The following is a 19,591-nucleotide window of genomic DNA, read 5'->3' on the forward strand; positions in this document are numbered from 1 at the left end:
GAGGCGGAAGAAGGCAGGGGGATGGAGCGGGGCAAGGCAGGGGAGGGCAAGGCAGAGGTGAGGCAGGGGAGGGTGGAGCTGGGTACGGCGAAGGAGGGTGAAGCGAGAAAACGCGGGAGAAGCGGCACTCTCGTCAACTGTCCCGAACGGTGCTCGCGGGGCAATTTGTATCAAGCGTGCCCAGGCGACGGACAGTCGGCTCGATGTGATCTGAGTCACATCCAGGTTTATGCGTGATGGAGCCGGGTAGCTGCGCAGGTTTATGCAGGTGAGGGTGGATTCGCGCGATGCGGCGCGGACCCTCCGGATGCCGGAGCGGATCCGGCACACTGGCCGCATCTCGCACAGTCCAGATCTGCCGCAGCCGGGGAGCGCACGGTGAGTACAGCTGATCCAGCCATCGACCCGCTGCTCGGGCTGCGCGCCCCGCAGGACCCGGCCTGTGACGTCTTCCTGACCGGCACGGTCTTCCTCGACATCATCTTCACCGGCCTGGACAGCGCACCGGTACGCGGTACGGAGTCCTGGGCCAGGGGGATGGGCTCCAGCCCCGGCGGTGTCGCCAACATGGCCACCGCCCTCGCCCGGCTCGGCCTGCACACCTCGCTTGCCGCCGCTTTCGGCGACGACCACTACGGCGAGTACTGCTGGGACGCCCTCGAACAGGGCGAGGACATCGATCTGTCCATGTCCCGCACGGTCCCCGGCTGGCACTCACCCGTCACCGTCTCCATGGCGTACGAGGGCGAGCGCACGATGGTCTCGCACGGCCATGAGGCACCGGCCCCCGCCGCCACCGTGACGCCCGGCCGCACCTTCCCCCGCTGCCCGCCCCGAGCCCGCGCCGCCGTCGCCTCGCTGACCCCCGGCCGCAGCGAGCCCTGGGTGGCCGGGGCCGCCCGGAGCGGCGCGATGGTCTTCGCCGACGTCGGCTGGGACGAGACCGGCCGCTGGGACCTGGACGCCCTTCCCGACCTCGGGCACTGCCTGGCCTTCCTCCCCAACGCCGAGGAGGCCATGCGCTACACCCGCACGGACTGCCCGCGCGCCGCCGCCCACGCCCTGGCCGAGCGGGTCCCCCTCGCCGTGGTGACCCTGGGGGCCGAGGGCGCGTACGCCGTGGACCGGGAGGCCGGGACCGCCGCCGAGGTGCCCGCCATCGAGGTCGAGGCCCTGGACCCAACCGGGGCGGGCGACGTCTTCGTCGCCGGGTTCGTCACCGGGACACTCGCCGCCTGGCCGCTCGCCGACCGCCTCGCCTTCGCAGGACTGACGGCCGCCCTGTCGGTCCAGGAGTTCGGCGGATCACTGTCCGCACCCGGATGGGCGGAGATCGCCGGCTGGTGGCAGCAGGTGCGCACCTGCGCCGATCAGGACCCTGCGGCACTGGAGCGCTACGCCTTCCTGGACGAGCTGCTGCCCGCCACGAGCAGGCCGTGGCCCCTGCGCCGTGCCGTCCCCACCATCGGCTTCCGCCAGTGAAGGGCTGATGATCACCGGGTAAAACCTCTCGGCGTTGTCGGTGGGGAGTCGTAGGCTGGTACTCCAGAGGCGGTCGAGCAGCGACTGCCCTGCAACGGGAGGTATGCGCAGGCCCGAGGGCCGGCCCATGACTCAGTCACCTACACAGCCGCAGGCGCGCGCCCAGATCAGCATCCCGGCCGCACACCCCATGGTGATGCTCCTGGGGTCGGGCGATTCGCTGTTGCGCGTCATCGAAACGGCGTTCCCGGCCGTCGACATCCATGTCCGGGGCAACGAGATCAGCGCGACTGGAAGCGCGGCGGACGTCGCTCTCATCCAGCGCCTGTTCGACGAGATGGTGCTGGTGCTCCGCACCGGGCTGCCGATGACGGAGGACGCTGTGGAACGCTCGATCGCCATGCTCAGGGCGAGCGGAAGCGGCGACGGGGACGGAGCCGAGACCCCCGCCGAGGTGCTCACCCAGAACATCCTCTCCAGCCGTGGCCGCACGATCCGCCCCAAGACGCTGAACCAGAAGCGGTACGTCGACGCGATCGACAAGCACACCATCGTCTTCGGCATCGGCCCAGCGGGCACCGGCAAGACCTATCTCGCCATGGCGAAGGCGGTCCAGGCCCTGCAGTCCAAGCAGGTCAGCCGGATCATCCTCACCAGGCCCGCCGTCGAGGCGGGGGAGCGGCTCGGCTTCCTGCCCGGCACGCTCTTCGACAAGATCGACCCGTATCTGCGCCCGCTCTACGACGCGCTGCACGACATGCTCGACCCCGACTCGATCCCCCGGCTGATGGCCGCGGGCACGATCGAGGTCGCGCCGCTCGCCTACATGCGTGGCCGGACCCTGAATGATGCTTTTATCATCCTGGACGAGGCGCAGAACACCAGCGCCGAGCAGATGAAGATGTTCCTCACCCGCCTCGGCTTCGACTCGAAGATCGTCGTCACCGGCGACGTCACCCAGGTGGACCTTCCGACCGGCACCAAGAGCGGACTGCGCCAGGTCCAGGAGATCCTGGAAGGTGTCGAGGACGTGCACTTCTCCCGGCTCACCTCCCAGGATGTCGTCCGGCACAAGCTCGTCGGCCGTATCGTCGACGCGTACGAGAAGTACGACAACGCAGAGGGCCGGAACGGCCGCAACGGGAAGTAGTCGCAGCGCACCATGTCGATCGACGTCAACAACGAGTCCGGAACCGAGGTCGACGAGCAGGCGATCCTCGACATCGCCCGCTACGCGCTCGCCCGGATGCGGATCCACCCGCTGTCCGAACTCTCGGTGATCGTGGTGGACACCGCCGCCATGGAGCAGCTCCACATCCAGTGGATGGACCTCCCCGGTCCGACGGACGTCATGTCCTTCCCGATGGACGAGCTCCGTCCCCCGGCCAAGGACGACGAGGAGCCCCCGCAGGGGCTCCTCGGTGACATCGTGCTCTGCCCGGAGGTCGCGAAGAAGCAGGGCGAGGACGCCGAGACGCAGCACTCGATGGATGAGGAGCTCCAGCTCCTCACCGTCCACGGGGTGCTGCACCTCCTCGGGTACGACCACGAGGAGCCGGACGAGAAGGCCGAGATGTTCGGCCTCCAGGCGGCGATCGTCGACGGCTGGCGCGGTGAGCGCGGGCTGACCGGCCCGTCCCCCGCCCCCACCGTCTCGTGAGCGTCCCTCTCGTCTCCGGCGCCGTCCTGCTGATCGTCGTCGGCTGGCTCGCGGCCTGCGCCGAGGCCGGCATCGCGCGCACGTCCAGCTTCCGGGCGGCGGAGGCCGTCCGGGCCGGGCGGCGCGGCAGCGCCAAGCTGGAGCAGGTCGCCGCCGACCCGACCCGCTATCTCAACGTGGCCCTGCTGGTGCGGGTCGCCTGCGAGATGTCGGCAGGGGTGCTCGTCACCTACGCCTGCCTCAAGGAGCTCCCGGAGACCTGGCAGGCGCTGGCCCTCGCCATGGGTGTGATGGTCCTCGTCAGCTACGTCGCCATCGGGGTCTCGCCGCGCACCATCGGCCGCCAGCACCCGCTGAACACGGCCACCGCCGCGGCGTACGTCCTGCTGCCGCTGGCCAGGGTCATGGGCCCGATCCCGCAGCTGCTGATCCTCATCGGCAACGCGCTGACCCCGGGCAAGGGCTTCCGCAAGGGCCCCTTCGCCAGCGAGGCCGAACTGCGTGCCATGGTCGACCTCGCCGAGCAGGAGTCGCTCATCGAGGACGAGGAGCGCCGCATGGTGCACTCGGTCTTCGAGCTCGGTGACACCCTCGTGCGCGAGGTCATGGTGCCCCGAACCGACCTGGTCTGCATCGAGCGGTACAAGACGGTCCGTCAGGCGCTGACCCTCGCGTTGCGCTCCGGCTTCTCGCGCATCCCGGTCACCGGGGAGAACGAGGACGACATCGTCGGGATCGTCTACCTCAAGGACCTGGTCCGTAAGACGCACATCAACCGGGAAGCGGAGGCGGATCTTGTCTCCACGGCGATGCGCCCCGCCGCGTTCGTCCCCGACACGAAGAACGCCGGCGACCTGCTGCGCGAGATGCAGCAGGACCGCAGCCACGTCGCCGTCGTCATCGACGAGTACGGCGGCACGGCCGGCATCGTCACCATCGAGGACATCCTCGAGGAGATCGTCGGCGAGATCACCGACGAGTACGACCGCGAACTCCCGCCGGTCCAGGAGCTGGAGAACGGCTGCTTCCGGGTGACCGCCCGGCTCGACATCGGTGACCTCGGGGAGCTGTTCGGCCTCGACGCGTACGACGACGAGGACGTGGAGACGGTCGGCGGTCTGCTGGCTAAGGCGCTCGGGCGGGTCCCGATCTCCGGAGCCTCCTCGATCGTCGACCTTCCCGACGGGCGCAAGCTCCGTCTCACCGCGGAGTCCCCGGCGGGCCGCAGGAACAAGATCGTCACGGTGCTGGTGGAACCGGAGGGAACGGAATCGGCATGACGCCCCAGGAGCTGCGCACGTTCTGCCTGGAGTTCAACGCGAGCGCGGAGGAGTTCCCCTTCGGGCCCGACGCCTCGGTCTTCAAGGTCCTGGGCAAGATGTTCGCCCTGAGCGCGCTGGACGCGCGGCCTCTGAAGATCAGCCTCAAGTGCGATCCGGACGACGCACTGCGGCTCCGCAAGGAGTACCCCGCCGTCGTCCCCGGCTGGCACCTGAACAAGCGGCACTGGAACACCGTGACGGTCTCCGAGCTCCCGGACAAGATGGTCCGGGAGCTCGTGGAGGACAGCTACGACCTGGTGGTGGCCGGGCTCCCCAAGGCGGAACGGCTGCGCCTGGACCGGCCGTAGGGGCCCGCGGGGCGTGCGCCGTCAGGCCCGCCGCAGACCGGCACCCACCGCCAGCCCTGTCGCGACCAGAATGACCGCCGCGATGGCCGCCACCAGCCGTACGCCCTCGAACAGTGAATCCTGCGTGGTCGACAGCACTCCCAGCAGCGGGATGCCGATCGTGATGCCCACCTGTTGTGTCGTGGTGACCAGACCCGTCGCCAGGCCCTGCTCCTCGTTCGGCACGCCGGAGGTCACCGTCAGTCCGTAGGCGATGATGGCGCCGAGGTGGAAGGCGCTCGCCAGCGACACTGCCACGGTGGCCAGCCAGACACCGGAGTCCTCGCCGAGGCCCAGCAGCGACCCGATGAACACGCCCTGGCCGATCAGGGACAGGACCAGTGTCCGGCGTGCGCCGATCCGGCCGACGATCCTCGGGGCGTACACCCCGGCAGCCACCGACGCCAAGCCCTGGACCCCGAAGACGAGCCCCGTCCCGAAGGCCGACAGGTGCAGCAGCTCCTGGAGGTAGAGCGTCAGGACGAAGACGATGGTGCTCATCATCGAGAACGTGGCCAGACCGCCCAGGTTGCCGAACGCGACCGTACGGCGCCGCAGCATCGGCAGGGAGACCAGCGGGGCCGCCGAGCGGGACTCGACGATCACGAACGCGGTGAGCAGGGCCACTCCCAGCACCAGGGTGATCTGCACGTCCGCGCCACCGAAGCCGCGCTCGGCGGCCGTCGACAGCGAGTAGATCAGCGCGAGCAGACCGCCGGTGACGGTGACGGCACCGGGCACGTCGAGCTTCGTCCGGTCCGGCGTACGCGACTCGCCCAGCACCTTCGGCGCCAGGACGAACACGATGACCGCCGCGCCGGCCAGCAGCCCCATCGTGGAGCGCCAGCCCAGCGTGTCGGTGAGCACACCGCCCGCCACCATCCCGACGGTGAAACCCATCGAGAGCAGCGTCCCGCTGATGCCCAGCGCCCGGTCCCGCAGCGGGCCTTCCGGGAACGTCGTGGTCAGGAGGGACATCCCGGTCGGCACGATCACGGCGGCCCCGAGCCCCTGGAGCGCCCGCCCGGCCAGGAAGGACGCCGGGTCCCAGGCCAGCGTCGCCAGCAGCGAGGACGCCCCGAAGACGGCGAGCCCGGTGAGGAACAGCCTGCGCCGGCCGTAGAGATCGGCGATCCGGCCGAAGAGCAGCAGGAAGCCGCCGGACGGCAGGGCGAACGCGGTGACGGCCCACTGGAGCCCGGACCGGCTCAGCCCCAGGTCCTCGCCGAGGACGGGCAGAGCCACATTCAGTACGGAGAAGTCGAGCGCCACCATGAACTGGGTGGCGCACAGCACGAAGAGCACCAGCCGGTCCCGCCCGGAGAGCGCGGGCGGCGCGGGGGCGAAGGGAGCGATGGCGGCGGCGGACACAGGAGTCGGGGTTTCGATCGGCATGCCCCACAGCCTGGATCCACCGGAATAACCGTGGGGAGCGGGCACTTATCCTGTTGGCCGCACCACCAGGCAGGTGCGCGACACGGACACCAGGGGGAGTACGTGGCTTCACCGGCCCAGAACAGCTCACCGGCCCGGAACAGCGCGGTCCGGACCGCCACGGTCCGGACCGGCACCGAAGACAAGTCCCACCGGCTCGGCGAGCTGCGTGAGTTCCTGATGAGCCGAAGGGCCAGGGTCACCCCGGCCGAGGCCGGCCTGCCGGACGGCGGGGCACGCCGGCGCACGCCCGGGCTGCGCCGCGAGGAGGTCGCCGTCCTCGCGGGCGTGGGCGTCTCCTGGTACCAGTGGCTGGAGCAGGGCCGCGACATCACCGTGTCACCGCAGGTCCTGGACGCCGTGGCCCGGGTCCTGCGCCTCAGCAGCGCGGAGCGCCGCCATCTGTACGCCCTGGCCGGGCTCAACCCGCCGGCGCCGGAGGTCGATCCGGCCAACCAGGACATGTGCGCGGGACTGAACCGGCTCATCGACGCCTGGATGCCCTTCCCGGCCCACATCATGGACCGCTACTGGAACACCGTGCTCTACAACGACGCGGCGTCGGCGGTGCTCGGCATGCGCCCCGGGATCGTGCAGAACTGCATGATCGCGTTCTTCACGGACCCCGTGTACCGGGCCAGGGCGACCCACTGGGACACCATCGCCGCCCAGGTCGTCGCCCAGTTCCGGGCCGCGTGCTCCGAGCACCCAGGGGACGAGGGGTTTCGGGCCGTGGTCGCCGAGGTGCGGGAGCTCAGCCCCGAATTCGCGGTGCTCTGGGACCGGCGTGACGTCGCCCCGGGCGGCCAGATCAGCAAGGAACTCGAACATCCGCTCGTCGGCACGCTGTATGTGGAGTCCACCCAGCTGCGGGTGCCCGCTCGCCCCGACCTGGTGGTCGTGCTCCACACGCCGCTCCCGGACACCGGCACGGAGGCCAAGCTCCAGTGGCTCGACTCGCCCGAGGGCCGGCGCGGCTCGATGTACCCCGTCCCGGGATGAAGCGGTCCCGTGGATGAAGCGACCCCGTCGACCGGCGGGCTCACGCCCCCTTCGTATGCTCAGCACATGACCGACAGCACAGACCTCGGCGCCGAGGACCGCAAGATCGTCACGCTGGCGCGCAGCGTCCGCGCCCGCAACGCAGTGCCGGAGGGCGCCGCCGTACGGGACGAGACAGGGCGTACGTACGCCGCCGGCACCGTGGCCCTGGAGTCGCTGAAGCTCAGCGCGCTGCAGACCGCCGTCGCGATGGCGGTGGCCAGCGGCGCCACATCTCTGGAGGCGGCGGCCGTGGTCTCCGACGCGGCGACCCCCTCGGACGCCGACCGGGCCGCCGTCCGTGACCTGGGCGGGCCCGGCACTCCCGTGCTGCTCGCGGGGCCCGACGGCACGCTCCGGTCCGTCACCGCCGCGGGCTGATCCGGGGCGGCGGCGCCCTGCTGTGCAACGGCGCCGCCGGGATCGGGGAGAATGGGCGCCATGAGCGCTCGACCGAACACAGAAGCTGCTGCGCAGCAGGCTGAGAACACCGCCCCCCACCGGGCCGGCTTCGCCTGCTTCGTGGGCCGCCCCAACGCGGGCAAGTCCACCCTCACGAACGCTCTGGTCGGTCAGAAGGTGGCGATCACCTCCAACCGCCCCCAGACCACCAGGCACACGGTACGGGGCATCGTGCACCGCGACGACGCCCAGCTGATCCTGGTGGACACGCCCGGCCTCCACAAGCCGCGCACGCTGCTCGGGGAGCGGCTGAACGACGTCGTGCGGACCACCTGGGCCGAGGTCGACGTCATCGGCTTCTGCCTGCCCGCCGACCAGAAGCTCGGCCCCGGCGACAAGTTCATCGTCAAGGAACTCGCCGGGATCAAGAAGACGCCGAAGATCGCGATCATCACCAAGACCGACCTGGTCGAGTCCAAGGCGCTCGCCGAGCAGCTCCTGGCCGTCTCCGCGCTGTCCGACGAGCTCGGCTTCGAGTGGGCGGAGATCATTCCGGTCTCGGCGGTGAAGGACCAGCAGGTGAGCCTGCTCGCCGACCTGATCGCCCCGCTGCTGCCGGAAAGCCCCCCGCTCTACCCGGAGGGCGACCTCACCGACGAGCCGGAGATGGTCATGGTCGCGGAACTCATCCGCGAGGCCGCGCTGGAGGGCGTACGGGACGAGCTGCCGCACTCCATCGCCGTCGTCGTCGAGGAGATGCTGCCCCGCGAGGACCGGCCGGCGGACAAGCCGCTGCTCGACATCCACGCGAACGTCTACATCGAGCGGCCCAGCCAGAAGGGCATCATCATCGGCCCGAAGGGGAAGCGGCTCAAGGACGTCGGCACCAAGTCACGCAAGCACATCGAGGCGCTGCTGGGCACGCCGGTCTTCCTGGACCTGCACGTGAAGGTCGCCAAGGACTGGCAGCGCGACCCCAAGCAGCTGCGCAAGCTCGGGTTCTGAGCCCGGCCCCCGGGCCCCGTCGGTGGGGCCCGGGACTACGCGCCTTCCTTCAGGACCCGGGAGATCAGCGTCCGCTGCGCCTCCGTCAGCCGTGGGTCGGCACAGTCGACGGTGTGGTCGCCGACCGTGATCCGGTAGCGGAAGCCGTCCGGCACTCCCGCGGACGGGCCGCCCCGGCCGGCGGCGAGCACCGACTCGGCCAGGGCCTCCCAGTCGGCGGCGTCGGGCCGTCCCGAGGTCTCGATCTCGCCGCGGCGTGCGATGCCGGCGAACCCGCCGGTCCGGCTCACCTGAATGCGCATGCGTACCGGCTCCTGCCTGACACCTGACCCCGATCGGACGGCCCCGCGTGTGTGTCTACCCGGTCACCGGGTCGGCACGCCCACCTCCGACCATGCCTTGAGCACCGCCTCACCCTCGTCGCCCTCGCCGAACCTGTGCTGCGCCGCCGCGACGGTCAGCTTGGCGAAGTCCGTGAAGGACGCGTCCTGGGCCAGCTCACCACCGGTCAGCACGTCGAACCAGATCCGGCCGGCCCGCTCCCAGGCGTTACCGCCGAGCGCCGTGGCCAGCAGATAGAAGGCCCGGTTGGGGATGCCGGAGTTGATGTGGACCCCGCCGTTGTCCTCGTCCGTGTCGACGTAGTCGTCCATCGACCCGGGCTGCGGGTCCTTGCCCAGGACATCGTCGTCGTACGCCGTGCCCGGTGCCTTCATCGAGCGCAGTGCCACGCCGCTGACGCGCGGGGCGAGCAGCCCCGAGCCGATCAGCCAGTCGCCCTGGTCGGCGCTCTGGCCCAGCGAGTACTGCTTGACCAGGGAGCCGAAGACGTCCGACACGGACTCGTTGAGCGCGCCCGACTGGCCCTCGTACGCCAGGTTGGCCGTGTACTGGGTGAGTCCGTGCGCCAGTTCGTGGGCGATCACGTCGATCGCGACGGTGAAGTCGAGGAAGATCTCGCCGTCGCCGTCCCCGAAGACCATCTGCTCGCCGTCGAAGAACGCGTTGTTGTACTTCTCGTCGTAGTGCACGGAGCCGATGAGGGGCAGCCCCTTGCCGTCGATCGAGCTGCGGCCGTACTCCGTGAGCAGGAGGTCGAAGGTGGCGCCGAGTCCCGCGTACGCACGGTTGACGCTGGCGTCCTGAGTCGCCTCGTCGCCCTCGTCACGGACCTTGACGCCCGGCAGGTCCGTGCCGTGCCGGCAGTCGTACAGGGTGCGATGGGGCTTGGTGGGGACCGGGGCGGAGGTGCGGGTGGTCTGGAGTGTCCGGGCGAGCGCGGTCACCCGCCGGTGGTTGCGCCGGGCCCCGTCGGCCTCCAGGGTGCGCCGTGCGGGATCGGCCAGGAGCGGGTCGTCCGCCTGGGAGAGCTTGTCGAGGACGTGGGGCGGCACGATGGTGCAGAAGACGGGCTGGAAGCCGTTGTTCGGTCGAAGCTGCATGCAAATGACTGTGGCACTCCGTCACCACGCTGTCACTGGTTGCGATCAGGATTGACGAAATAGAGTGATGTATCACTGTTCCGCCTCCATCGAAGGCCGATCCCGCATACTGATACGGACCGACGCACCAGGCGCCCCTCGGTTAGTGTTGCCGCATCATGCGTTTCGGGCTGCTCCTTCTTAGCTGCCGCGGCGAGGGCCTGTAGTCGTAGGCCGACTCCCTCCCCGCGGAGTTCGCTGCTGCAGCGACACAGTCGGCCGCCCTGCTGGACCTCAGAGGAGCCGTACGCCATGACCGCAGTGAATTCCCCCGCGCACACCGATGCCGTGATCGCCCCCGTCGGTGGTCCCACCCCGGTGACCAACGCGAAGCAGCTGCAGAAGCCTTCCGGGATGCCGGTCCACAAGTACCGCGGCTACGAGGCCGTGGACATCTCCGACCGCACCTGGCCGGACAACCGCATCACCGTGGCGCCCCGCTGGCTGTCCACGGATCTGCGTGACGGCAACCAGGCCCTGATCGACCCCATGTCGCCGGCCCGCAAGCGCGAGATGTTCGACCTGCTCGTACGCATGGGCTACAAGGAGATCGAGGTCGGCTTCCCGTCCTCCGGCGAGACCGACTTCGCTTTCGTGCGCTCCATCATCGAGGAGGGCGCGATCCCCGAGGACGTGACGATCTCCGTCCTGACGCAGGCCCGCGAGGAACTGATCGAGCGCACCGTCGAATCGCTGGTCGGCGCACGGCGCGCCACCGTCCACCTGTACAACGCGACCGCACCCACCTTCCGCCGCGTGGTCTTCCGCGGCTCGAAGGAAGAGGTCAAGCAGATCGCCGTGGACGGCACGCGGCTGGTCATGGAGTACGCGGACAAGATCCTGGGCGACGAGACGATCTTCGGCTACCAGTACAGCCCGGAGATCTTCACCGACACCGAGCTCGACTTCGCCCTGGAGGTCTGCGAGGCCGTCTGTGACGTCTGGCAGCCCGAGGAGGGCCGCGAGATCATCCTCAACCTGCCCGCCACCGTGGAACGGTCGACGCCCTCCACCCACGCGGACCGCTTCGAGTGGATGTCGCGCAACCTGACCCGCCGTGAGCACGTCTGCCTGTCGGTCCACCCGCACAACGACCGGGGAACCGCCGTCGCCGCCGCCGAACTGGCGATCATGGCGGGCGCCGACCGCATCGAGGGCTGCCTGTTCGGCCAGGGCGAGCGCACCGGCAACGTCGACCTGGTCACGCTGGGCATGAACCTCTTCTCGCAGGGCGTGGACCCGCAGATCGACTTCTCGCAGATCGACGAGATCCGCCGCACCAGCGAGTACTGCAACCAGATGGAGATCCACCCGCGCCACCCCTACGCGGGTGACCTGGTCTACACCGCCTTCTCCGGCTCCCACCAGGACGCCATCAAGAAGGGCTTCGACGCCATGGAGGCCGACGCCGCCTCCCAGGGGAAGACCGTCGACGACATCGAGTGGGCGGTGCCCTACCTGCCGATCGACCCGAAGGACGTCGGCCGCTCCTACGAGGCGGTCATCCGGGTCAACTCGCAGTCCGGCAAGGGCGGAATCGCCTACGTCCTGAAGAACGACCACAAGCTGGACCTGCCGCGCCGGATGCAGATCGAGTTCTCCAGGATCATTCAGGCCAAGACCGACGCCGAGGGCGGCGAGGTCACGCCGACCGCGATCTGGTCGTCCTTCCGGGACGAGTACCTGCCGAGCCCCGAGAACGCCTGGGGGCGTGTGCAGATCCGGTCGGGCCAGACGACGACCGGTTCCGACGGCCAGGACACGATCACCGTCGAGGCCACCGTCGACGGCTCGGACACCGTGCTGACCGGCACGGGCAACGGACCGATCTCCGCGTTCTTCACAGCGCTGCAGGCCATCGGCATCGACGCACGGCTGCTGGACTACACCGAGCACACGATGAGCGAGGGCGCGAGCGCGCAGGCCGCCTCCTACATCGAGTGCGCGATCGACGACAAGGTGCTGTGGGGTATCGGCATCGACGCCAACACCACGCGCGCGTCGCTGAAGGCGGTCGTCTCCGCGGTCAACCGCGCGGCCCGCTGACACCTTCCGGCAGCATTCCGGACATACAACTGATACGCCACCGAACTGCCCGGCCCGAGAACCCCGTTCACCTCCCGAAGGTGGGCGGGGTTCGGCCATATCCCGGTGTTTTGACCTCCGGGATACTGACGCGACATCACGCATGTGGCTAACATCACGTCCAACGCGGCAATGTTGCCGTGGCGTTACGGAGGTGTGCGACGTGCGGGCAGCCAAAGGGCAACGCGCCATAAAACTGCGTATCTACGGCATCCGCACCGTCTGGGACACGGTCGGCGACGGCGAGTTCTTCTGCCCCTCCTGCGGGGGCGACCGGAACTACCGCCGCCTCACAGGACGCCACCGCCTCACCGTCCTCGGGCTGCCGCTGCTGGCCCGGGGCAGCGCCGGCCCCGTCGTCGAATGCGCCGCCTGCGGGACACACTTCGCACCCGACACCCTCGACCACCCCACCACCACCCGCTTCTCGGCGATGCTGCGGGAGGCCGTGCACACCGTCACGCTCGCCGTGCTCGCCGCGGGCGGCACCACCTCCCGTACGGTCCTGGAGACCGCAGCGGCCACCGTCCGCGACGCGGGGCTCGACGACTGCTCCCAGGAGCAGCTCTTCACCATCGTCGAGGTGCTCGCCGCCGACACCGGGGACGGCACCGGCCCGGCGGCCGAGGCCTGCGGTGCCGCCCTCGCCATCGAGCTCCACGAGGTCCTGCGGCCGCTCGCCCCGCACCTGGCCGGGCCCGGCCGTGAGGCGCTCCTGCTGCGGGGCGCGAGGATCGCGCTGGCCGACGGCCCGTACAGCCAGGCGGAACGCGAGGCGCTGACCACGGTGGGCGGCGCGCTCCAGCTCCTCCCCGCCGACACGACGAAGCTGCTCGCTGCCGCCGCCCGTACGCCCTCGTAGAGCCTCCGTGGGCCCTCGCGGGCCCTCCGGGTGCCCCGGTGGGCGACAATGGGCGTATGAGCTTGTTCCGGGACGACGGCGTCGTGCTGCGCACGCAGAAGCTGGGCGAGGCCGACCGGATCATCACGATCCTGACCCGCGGCCACGGGCGGGTGCGCGCCGTGGCGCGCGGGGTGCGCCGCACCAAGTCCAAATTCGGGGCGCGGCTCGAACCCTTCTCCCATGTGGACGTGCAGTTCTTCGCACGCGGCAGCGAACTGATCGGCCGGAGCCTTCCCCTCTGCACCCAGAGCGAGACGATCGCTCCGTACGGCGGCGGAATCGTCTCCGACTACGCCCGCTACACCGCCGGCACCGCGATGCTGGAGACCGCCGAGCGGTTCACCGACCACGAGGGTGAGCCCGCGGTCCAGCAGTACCTGCTGCTCGTCGGCGGGCTGCGCACCCTGGCGCGCGCCGAACACGCGCCGAATCTCATCCTGGACGCGTTCCTCCTGCGCTCCCTGGCCGTCAACGGCTACGCCCCCAGCTTCGTCGACTGCGCCAAGTGCGGAATGCAGGGCCCGAACCGGTTCTTCTCGGTCGCGGCGGGCGGCGTCATATGCGGCGACTGCCGGGTGCCCGGCAGCGTCGTACCCTCGGCTGAGGCCGTCGAACTGCTGAGCGCGTTGCTCAGCGGTGACTGGGAGACGGCGGACGCGTCCGAGGCGCGTCATGTCAGGGAGGGGAGCGGGCTGGTGTCCGCATATCTGCACTGGCATCTGGAGCGCGGCCTGCGCTCGCTGCGGTACGTGGAGAAGTAGTGACACAGGGAGACGAGAGAAGCCCATGGCAGTACGCGGGATGCTCGGTGGCCGTAACCGGCGTGAGTACAAGGCCCCCGAGCCGCACCCCTCCGGCGCCACCCCGCCGAAGATCCCCGGCGAGATCGTGCCCAAGCACGTCGCCGTCGTGATGGACGGGAACGGACGCTGGGCCAAGGAGCGGGGCCTTCCACGCACCGAGGGCCACAAGGTCGGTGAGGGCGTCGTCATGGACGTCCTCAAGGGCTGCATCGAGATGGGCGTCAAGAACCTCTCGCTGTACGCCTTCTCCACGGAGAACTGGAAGCGCTCGCCGGACGAGGTGAAGTTCCTCATGAACTTCAACCGCGACGTCATCCGCCGGCGCCGCGACGAGATGGACGAGCTCGGCATCCGTATCCGCTGGGTCGGCCGCATGCCGAAGCTGTGGAAGTCCGTCGTCCAGGAGCTCCAGGTCGCCCAGGAGCAGACCAAGGACAACGACAAGATGACGCTGTACTTCTGCGTCAACTACGGCGGCCGGGCGGAGATCGCCGACGCGGCGCAGCGCATCGCCGAGGACGTCGCGGCCGGGAAGCTCGACCCCTCGAAGGTCAACGAGAAGACGTTCGCGAAGTACATCTACTACCCGGACATGCCGGACGTGGACCTCTTCGTGCGCCCCAGCGGGGAGCAGCGCACGTCCAACTACCTGATCTGGCAGAGCGCGTACGCCGAGATGGTCTTCCAGGACGTGCTGTGGCCGGACTTCGACCGCCGCGACCTGTGGAACGCCTGCCTGGAGTTCGCCCGGCGCGACCGGCGCTTCGGCGGCGCCGAGGAGATCACCAAGGGCTGAGGACGCGCGGAGGGGGCCCCGTCGCCGGGGCCCCCTCCGAGGCCGGTCGCCCTGAGCCCGTGATCAGCCCTTGGCGGCCGCGCAGTCCGAGCAGGTCCCGAAGATCTCCACCGTGTGGGCCACGTTCGCATAGCCGTGCTGCGCCGCGATGGTCTCGGCCCACTGCTCCACGGCGGGACCCTCCACCTCGACGGCCTTCCCGCAGACGCGGCAGACCAGATGGTGATGGTGGTCACCGGTCGAGCAGCGCCGGTAGACGGCCTCGCCGTCGGTCGTGCGCAGGACGTCGACCTCGCCCGCGTCGGCGAGGGACTGGAGCGTGCGGTAGACCGTGGTCAGTCCGACCGAGTCTCCCCTGTGCTTGAGCACGTCGTGCAGGTCCTGGGCACTGCGGAACTCGTCGACCTCGTCGAGCGCCGCCGCGACCGCCGCCCGCTGCCGGGTGGACCGGCCGCGTACCGGAGCCGCGTTCGTGCCACTGATCGGCGCCGTCGCCACAGCTGCCTCCTCGTGTCGCCCGTACGTATGTCGGGCCATTGTGCCAGCCCGTCCCGGCGGCACGGTCACACCCGAGCGTCGTCCTGCGCCGGGCGGGCCGCCGGTACCTCAAGGGTGCACCGGTCCTCCTCGCCGGCGCGGCCCCGGGCCCGCCTGCGGGCCAGCGGCGTGGCGAGCGCCGTCAGCACGATGAACGCGGCGATGGCCAGCAGCACGATCGTCGCGCCGGGCGGCACGTCCTGGTAGTACGAGGTCACGGTGCCGGCCAGGGTGACGGCCGTACCGATGACGACGGCCAGGACGAACGTCACCTTGAAGGACTTCGAGATCTGCTGCGCGGCGGCGACCGGCACCACCATCAGCGCGCTGACCAGCAGCAGGCCGACGACCCGCATCGCCACGGTGACGGTGACCGCGGCCACCACGGCGACCAGCAGGTTGAGCACACGCACCGGCAGTCCGGTGACCCGGGCGAACTCCTCGTCCTGGCTGACCGCGAACAGCTGCCGCCGCAGCCCCACGGTGACCAGCACCACGAAGGCGGCCAGCACGACGATCGCGGTGACGTCCTCCTCGGAGACCGTCGACAGGGAGCCGAACAGGAACGAGGTCAGGTTGGCGTTGGATCCGGTGTCCGAGAGGTTGATCAGCATCACACCGCCCGCCATGCCGCCGTAGAACAGCATGGCCAGGGCGATGTCGCCGCGGGTGCGTCCGTACCAGCGGATCAGTTCCATCACGACCGAGCCGGCCACGGCGACGAGCGTCGCCATCCAGACGGGGTTGGTGGAGAGCAGGAAGCCGAGGCCGACGCCGGTCATCGCGACGTGCCCGATGCCGTCGCCCATCAGGGCCTGGCGGCGCTGGACCAGATAGATGCCGATGGCGGGGGCGGTGATCCCGACCAGGACGGCCGCGATCAGGGCCCGCTGCATGAAGGGAGGGTTCAGGAATTCCAGCATGATCAGGTCAGCAGTCCCGTCCGGACGGGCTCGGAGGCCGCGTGGGGGTGTACGTGGTCGTGGCCGGGGAGGGCGTGCTGGCCCATGGCCTCCGGGGGCGGTCCGTCGTGGGTGACGCAGCCGTCGCGCAGGACGATCGCCCGGTCGATCAGGGGTTCCAGGGCGCCGAGCTCGTGCAGGACGAGCAGCACCGTCGCCCCGCCGGCGACCTGCTCGCGCAGCGTCGCGGCGAGGATCTCCTGGCTGGCCAGGTCGACGCCGGCCATCGGCTCGTCCATGATCAGCACCTCGGGCTCGGCGGCGAGCGCGCGGGCGATCAGGACCCGCTGGTGCTGGCCGCCGGAGAGGGCGTCCACGGAGTCCTTGGCGCGGTCGGCGAGGCCGACGAGCCCGATGGCGTGGTCCACGGCCGTCCGGTCGGCCTTGCCGAGCAGCCCGAACCTCGTACGTGACAGCCGCCCGGAGGCGACGACCTCGCGGATCGTGGCGGGCACGCCGCCCGCCGCCGTGGTGCGCTGCGGTACGTAACCGACGCGGGCCCACCGGCGGAAGCGGCGCAGGGGCGTGCCGAACAGCTCGACGGTCCCGCCGGTGAGCGGCACCTGGCCGATGACGGAGCGTACGGCGGTGGACTTGCCGGATCCGTTGGCGCCGAGCAGCGCCACGACCTCGCCGCTGCGGACGGTGAGGTCGACACCGCGCAGCACCGGGCGGGCGCCGAGCGTCGCCGTGGCTCCGCGCATGCTGATCACGGGTTCTGGCGTACTGGACTCAGGCACGATCGCCTCCGGTGCTGCGGCTGGGTCGGGGTGCTGCTCGGGTCACTTCGCGCCGAGGGCCTTCTGCAGCGCGGTCAGGTTGGACTGCATGACCTCGATGTAGTCAGCGCCGGCGGACTTGTCGGTAATTCCCTCGAGCGGGTCCAGGACGCCGGTCTTCAGTCCGAGGTCCTTCGCCAGGGTCTTGGCGGTCCTGTCACTGGCGAGCGTCTCGAAGAATACGGTGGTGGCCTTGTTCTCCTCGGCGACGTGGTGGATCTCGTCGATCCTGGCCGGGCTGGGCTCGGTCTCGGGGTCGAGGCCGGCGATGCCCTCCTGGGTGAGGCCGTAGCGCTCGGCGAGGTACCCGAAGGCGGAGTGCGTGGTGATGACGGTCTTCGTCGCGGTGTTCTTCAGCCCGGTCTCGTAGGCCTTGTCCAGCTTGTTCAGCTCGGCGACCAGCGTCGCGGTGTTCTTCCGGTAGTCCGCGGCGTTGTCGGGGTCCGCCTTCTCCAGGGACTTCCCGACGCCCTCGGCGACCTCGGCGTACTTCACCGGGTCCAGCCAGATGTGCGGGTCGAGGCCGGCCTCCTCGGTGTGCTCCTCACCCTCGTGCTCTCCGCCCTCCTCGGCGCCGTGGTCGTGTCCGTCGACCTCGGTGCCGTGGTTCTCGAGCGTGGTGAGGCCGGCCGCGTCCACCGTGTTCTTGACGCCGGCCTGTGCGACGGCGTCGTCGACGGCGGGCTGGACGTTCTTGAGATACAGGATGTAGTCGGCGTCACTCAGACCGCCGATCTGCTGGGGGGAGAGCTCCAGGTCGTGCGGCTCCACGCCGGGCTTCGTCAGCGAGGTGACGGAGACGTGCGACCCGCCGATCTCCTCGGCCAGGAACTGCATCGGGTAGAAGGACGCCACCACGTCCAGCTTGCCGTCGCTCCCGCCCTCGGCCGCGTCGGAGGAGGAGCAGGCGGAGAGCGCGGTGAGGCCGAGGGCGACTGCCCCGGCGACGGCGGCTGTGGGTATGAGGCGACGTACGTTCATGACAGTCATTTTCAACAAAAGTGGAAACGATTGTCAACAAGGCTGATGAGATGCCTGGATCTGAGCCCCGTGACCGCGATGGGCCCCACCGATTTGATCCTGGGGGTGCGCCCGCCGGTAATCTGGGCCATTCGCCGTTCCTCGCCGTCGTAATGAAGAGAGCACCGTGGCCGCCGACAAGATCGACACCATCGTCAGCCTGAGCAAGCGCCGTGGCTTCGTCTACCCCTGCAGTGAGATCTACGGTGGCCAGAAGGCCGCCTGGGACTACGGGCCACTGGGCGTCGAGCTGAAGGAGAACCTCAAGCGCCAGTGGTGGCGCTACATGGTCACCTCGCGCGAGGACGTGGTCGGTCTCGACTCGTCGGTCATCCTTGCCCCCGAGGTCTGGGTCGCGTCCGGTCACGTCGCCACGTTCTCCGACCCGCTCACCGAGTGCACCTCCTGTCACAAGCGCTACCGCGCGGACCACCTGGAGGAGGCGTACGAGGAGAAGCACGGCAAGCCTCCCGTGAACGGCCTGGCCGACCTCAACTGCCCCAACTGCGGCAACAAGGGCACCTTCACCGAGCCCAAGCAGTTCTCCGGCCTGCTCTCCACGCACCTCGGCCCGACCCAGGACTCCGGCTCGGTCGCCTACCTGCGCCCCGAGACCGCCCAGGGCATCTTCACCAACTTCGGGCAGGTGCAGCAGACCTCGCGCAAGAAGCCGCCGTTCGGCATCGCGCAGATGGGCAAGTCCTTCCGGAACGAGATCACTCCGGGCAACTTCATCTTCCGCACGCGCGAGTTCGAGCAGATGGAGATGGAGTTCTTCGTCAAGCCGGGCGAGGACGAGCAGTGGCAGGAGTACTGGATGGAGCAGCGCTGGAACTGGTACACCGGTCTCGGCCTGCGCGAGGAGAACATGCGGTGGTTCGAGCACCCCGCGGAGAAGCTCTCCCACTACTCCAAGCGCACCGCTGACATCGAGTACCGTTTCCGCTTCGGCGGCAGCGAGTGGGGCGAGCTCGAGGGCGTCGCCAACCGCACGGACTACGACCTCACGGCGCACTCCAAGGCGTCGGGCACGGACCTCTCCTACTTCGACCAGGAGAAGAGCGAGCGCTACACGCCGTACGTCATCGAGCCCGCGGCCGGTGTCGGTCGCTCGCTGCTGGCGTTCCTCCTCGACGCGTACAACGAGGACGAGGCCCCCAACGCCAAGGGCGTCATGGAGAAGCGCGCCGTGATGCGCCTCGACCCGCGCCTCGCGCCGGTCAAGGTCGCCGTCCTGCCGCTGTCCCGCAACCCGCAGCTGTCGCCGAAGGCCAAGGGCCTCGCCGCCGACCTGCGGCAGAACTGGAACATCGAGTTCGACGACGCGGGCGCCATCGGCCGCCGCTACCGCCGCCAGGACGAGATCGGCACGCCGTTCTGCGTCACCGTCGACTTCGACACCCTCGACGACAACGCGGTGACCGTGCGTGAGCGCGACACGATGAAGCAGGAGCGCGTCTCCCTGGACCAGATCCAGAGCTACCTCGGCTCCCGTCTCCTGGGCTGCTGACCGCGTCACTTCTTCACCACG

General features: G+C 69.8%; 20 protein-coding genes. 13 read left to right on the top strand and 7 right to left on the bottom strand.

The features are described 5' to 3' along the window. Nucleotides 1–378 precede the first annotated feature (378 nt). The 5 genes from ACIREO_RS04675 to ACIREO_RS04695 all read left to right on the top strand — a co-directional run bounded on the left by ACIREO_RS04675 (nucleotide 379) and on the right by ACIREO_RS04695 (nucleotide 4,772). Nucleotides 379–1,482 carry a carbohydrate kinase family protein gene (locus ACIREO_RS04675; protein ID WP_404104987.1) on the top strand — a complete coding sequence of 368 codons (1,104 nt, stop codon included), beginning with the start codon at nucleotides 379–381 and terminating at the stop codon, nucleotides 1,480–1,482. A 127-nt stretch (nucleotides 1,483–1,609) separates the two neighbouring features. Further along, nucleotides 1,610–2,632 carry a PhoH family protein gene (locus ACIREO_RS04680; protein ID WP_404104989.1) on the top strand — a complete coding sequence of 341 codons (1,023 nt, stop codon included), beginning with the start codon at nucleotides 1,610–1,612 and terminating at the stop codon, nucleotides 2,630–2,632. A gap of 12 nt (nucleotides 2,633–2,644) precedes the next feature. Beyond that, nucleotides 2,645–3,142 carry an rRNA maturation RNase YbeY gene (ybeY, locus tag ACIREO_RS04685; protein WP_277334053.1) on the top strand — a complete coding sequence of 166 codons (498 nt, stop codon included), beginning with the start codon at nucleotides 2,645–2,647 and terminating at the stop codon, nucleotides 3,140–3,142. After that, the gene (locus ACIREO_RS04690; protein WP_404104991.1) at nucleotides 3,139–4,422 is read left to right on the top strand and encodes a hemolysin family protein; all 1,284 of its coding nucleotides are present in this window, start codon (nucleotides 3,139–3,141) and stop codon (nucleotides 4,420–4,422) included. The genes ybeY and ACIREO_RS04690 overlap by 4 nt, the downstream gene beginning before the upstream one ends. Then, nucleotides 4,419–4,772 carry an MmcQ/YjbR family DNA-binding protein gene (locus ACIREO_RS04695; RefSeq protein ID WP_404104993.1) on the top strand — a complete coding sequence of 118 codons (354 nt, stop codon included), beginning with the start codon at nucleotides 4,419–4,421 and terminating at the stop codon, nucleotides 4,770–4,772. Before ACIREO_RS04690 ends, ACIREO_RS04695 begins: the two co-directional genes overlap by 4 nt. A 21-nt stretch (nucleotides 4,773–4,793) precedes the next feature. On the opposite strand, the gene ACIREO_RS04700 is transcribed toward ACIREO_RS04695, so the two are convergent. After that, nucleotides 4,794–6,206: an MFS transporter gene (locus tag ACIREO_RS04700; RefSeq protein WP_404104996.1), complete on the bottom strand. Its 1,413-nt coding sequence runs from the start codon at nucleotides 6,204–6,206 to the stop codon at nucleotides 4,794–4,796. Between the two features lie 219 nt (nucleotides 6,207–6,425). On the opposite strand from ACIREO_RS04700, the gene ACIREO_RS04705 reads away from it, so the two are divergent. The 3 genes from ACIREO_RS04705 to era all read left to right on the top strand — a co-directional run bounded on the left by ACIREO_RS04705 (nucleotide 6,426) and on the right by era (nucleotide 8,693). Next, nucleotides 6,426–7,247: a helix-turn-helix transcriptional regulator gene (locus ACIREO_RS04705; RefSeq protein WP_404105739.1), complete on the top strand. Its 822-nt coding sequence runs from the start codon at nucleotides 6,426–6,428 to the stop codon at nucleotides 7,245–7,247. 66 nt (nucleotides 7,248–7,313) lie between these two features. After that, the gene (locus ACIREO_RS04710) at nucleotides 7,314–7,667 is read left to right on the top strand and encodes a cytidine deaminase (RefSeq protein ID WP_404104999.1); all 354 of its coding nucleotides are present in this window, start codon (nucleotides 7,314–7,316) and stop codon (nucleotides 7,665–7,667) included. A gap of 51 nt (nucleotides 7,668–7,718) precedes the next feature. Next, entirely contained in the window at nucleotides 7,719–8,693 is a 975-nt protein-coding gene (era, locus tag ACIREO_RS04715) for a GTPase Era (RefSeq protein ID WP_404105001.1), read from the top strand. Nucleotides 8,694–8,728: 35 nt separating this feature from the next. On the opposite strand, the gene ACIREO_RS04720 is transcribed toward era, so the two are convergent. Further along, nucleotides 8,729–8,995 (bottom strand): protealysin inhibitor emfourin, encoded by a 267-nt coding sequence (locus ACIREO_RS04720; protein WP_404105004.1) that lies wholly within the window; start codon nucleotides 8,993–8,995, stop codon nucleotides 8,729–8,731. A gap of 63 nt (nucleotides 8,996–9,058) precedes the next feature. Then, the gene (locus ACIREO_RS04725; RefSeq protein ID WP_404105007.1) at nucleotides 9,059–10,135 is read right to left on the bottom strand and encodes a M4 family metallopeptidase; all 1,077 of its coding nucleotides are present in this window, start codon (nucleotides 10,133–10,135) and stop codon (nucleotides 9,059–9,061) included. A gap of 291 nt (nucleotides 10,136–10,426) precedes the next feature. On the opposite strand from ACIREO_RS04725, the gene leuA reads away from it, so the two are divergent. The 4 genes from leuA (at nucleotide 10,427) to ACIREO_RS04745 (ending at nucleotide 14,762) form a co-directional block, all read left to right on the top strand. Next, nucleotides 10,427–12,220 (top strand): 2-isopropylmalate synthase, encoded by a 1,794-nt coding sequence (gene leuA, locus ACIREO_RS04730; protein WP_404105010.1) that lies wholly within the window; start codon nucleotides 10,427–10,429, stop codon nucleotides 12,218–12,220. 202 nt (nucleotides 12,221–12,422) lie between these two features. Continuing rightward, nucleotides 12,423–13,121: a TerB family tellurite resistance protein gene (locus ACIREO_RS04735; protein ID WP_404105012.1), complete on the top strand. Its 699-nt coding sequence runs from the start codon at nucleotides 12,423–12,425 to the stop codon at nucleotides 13,119–13,121. Between the two features lie 56 nt (nucleotides 13,122–13,177). After that, on the top strand, nucleotides 13,178–13,924 hold the full coding sequence (gene recO / locus ACIREO_RS04740; RefSeq protein WP_404105015.1) for a DNA repair protein RecO: 747 nt from the start codon (nucleotides 13,178–13,180) through the stop codon (nucleotides 13,922–13,924). A gap of 25 nt (nucleotides 13,925–13,949) precedes the next feature. Next, nucleotides 13,950–14,762 (top strand): isoprenyl transferase, encoded by an 813-nt coding sequence (locus ACIREO_RS04745; RefSeq protein ID WP_404105018.1) that lies wholly within the window; start codon nucleotides 13,950–13,952, stop codon nucleotides 14,760–14,762. 63 nt (nucleotides 14,763–14,825) lie between these two features. Here the strand turns inward: ACIREO_RS04745 and ACIREO_RS04750 are convergent, their stop codons facing one another. From ACIREO_RS04750 to ACIREO_RS04765, 4 genes are all read right to left on the bottom strand, one after another. After that, a complete protein-coding gene (locus ACIREO_RS04750; RefSeq protein WP_404105020.1) occupies nucleotides 14,826–15,260 on the bottom strand; it encodes a Fur family transcriptional regulator in 435 nt (144 codons plus the stop codon). 65 nt (nucleotides 15,261–15,325) lie between these two features. Continuing rightward, entirely contained in the window at nucleotides 15,326–16,225 is a 900-nt protein-coding gene (locus ACIREO_RS04755) for a metal ABC transporter permease (RefSeq protein WP_404105741.1), read from the bottom strand. Continuing rightward, nucleotides 16,225–16,965, bottom strand: a complete 741-nt coding sequence (locus tag ACIREO_RS04760) for a metal ABC transporter ATP-binding protein (protein WP_404105743.1) — start codon at nucleotides 16,963–16,965, stop codon at nucleotides 16,225–16,227. The genes ACIREO_RS04755 and ACIREO_RS04760 overlap by 1 nt, the downstream gene beginning before the upstream one ends. A gap of 78 nt (nucleotides 16,966–17,043) precedes the next feature. Beyond that, nucleotides 17,044–18,021, bottom strand: coding sequence for a metal ABC transporter substrate-binding protein (locus tag ACIREO_RS04765; RefSeq protein WP_404105022.1), 978 nt, complete (start codon nucleotides 18,019–18,021; stop codon nucleotides 17,044–17,046). 166 nt (nucleotides 18,022–18,187) lie between these two features. Here ACIREO_RS04765 and ACIREO_RS04770 point away from each other — a divergent pair, with 166 nt between their 5' ends. Then, nucleotides 18,188–19,570 carry a glycine--tRNA ligase gene (locus ACIREO_RS04770; RefSeq protein ID WP_404105025.1) on the top strand — a complete coding sequence of 461 codons (1,383 nt, stop codon included), beginning with the start codon at nucleotides 18,188–18,190 and terminating at the stop codon, nucleotides 19,568–19,570. The last annotated feature ends 21 nt before the right edge of the window (nucleotides 19,571–19,591 follow it).

The organism is Streptomyces sp. NPDC102441 (assembly GCF_044765585.1).
Lineage (GTDB): Bacteria > Actinomycetota > Actinomycetes > Streptomycetales > Streptomycetaceae > Streptomyces.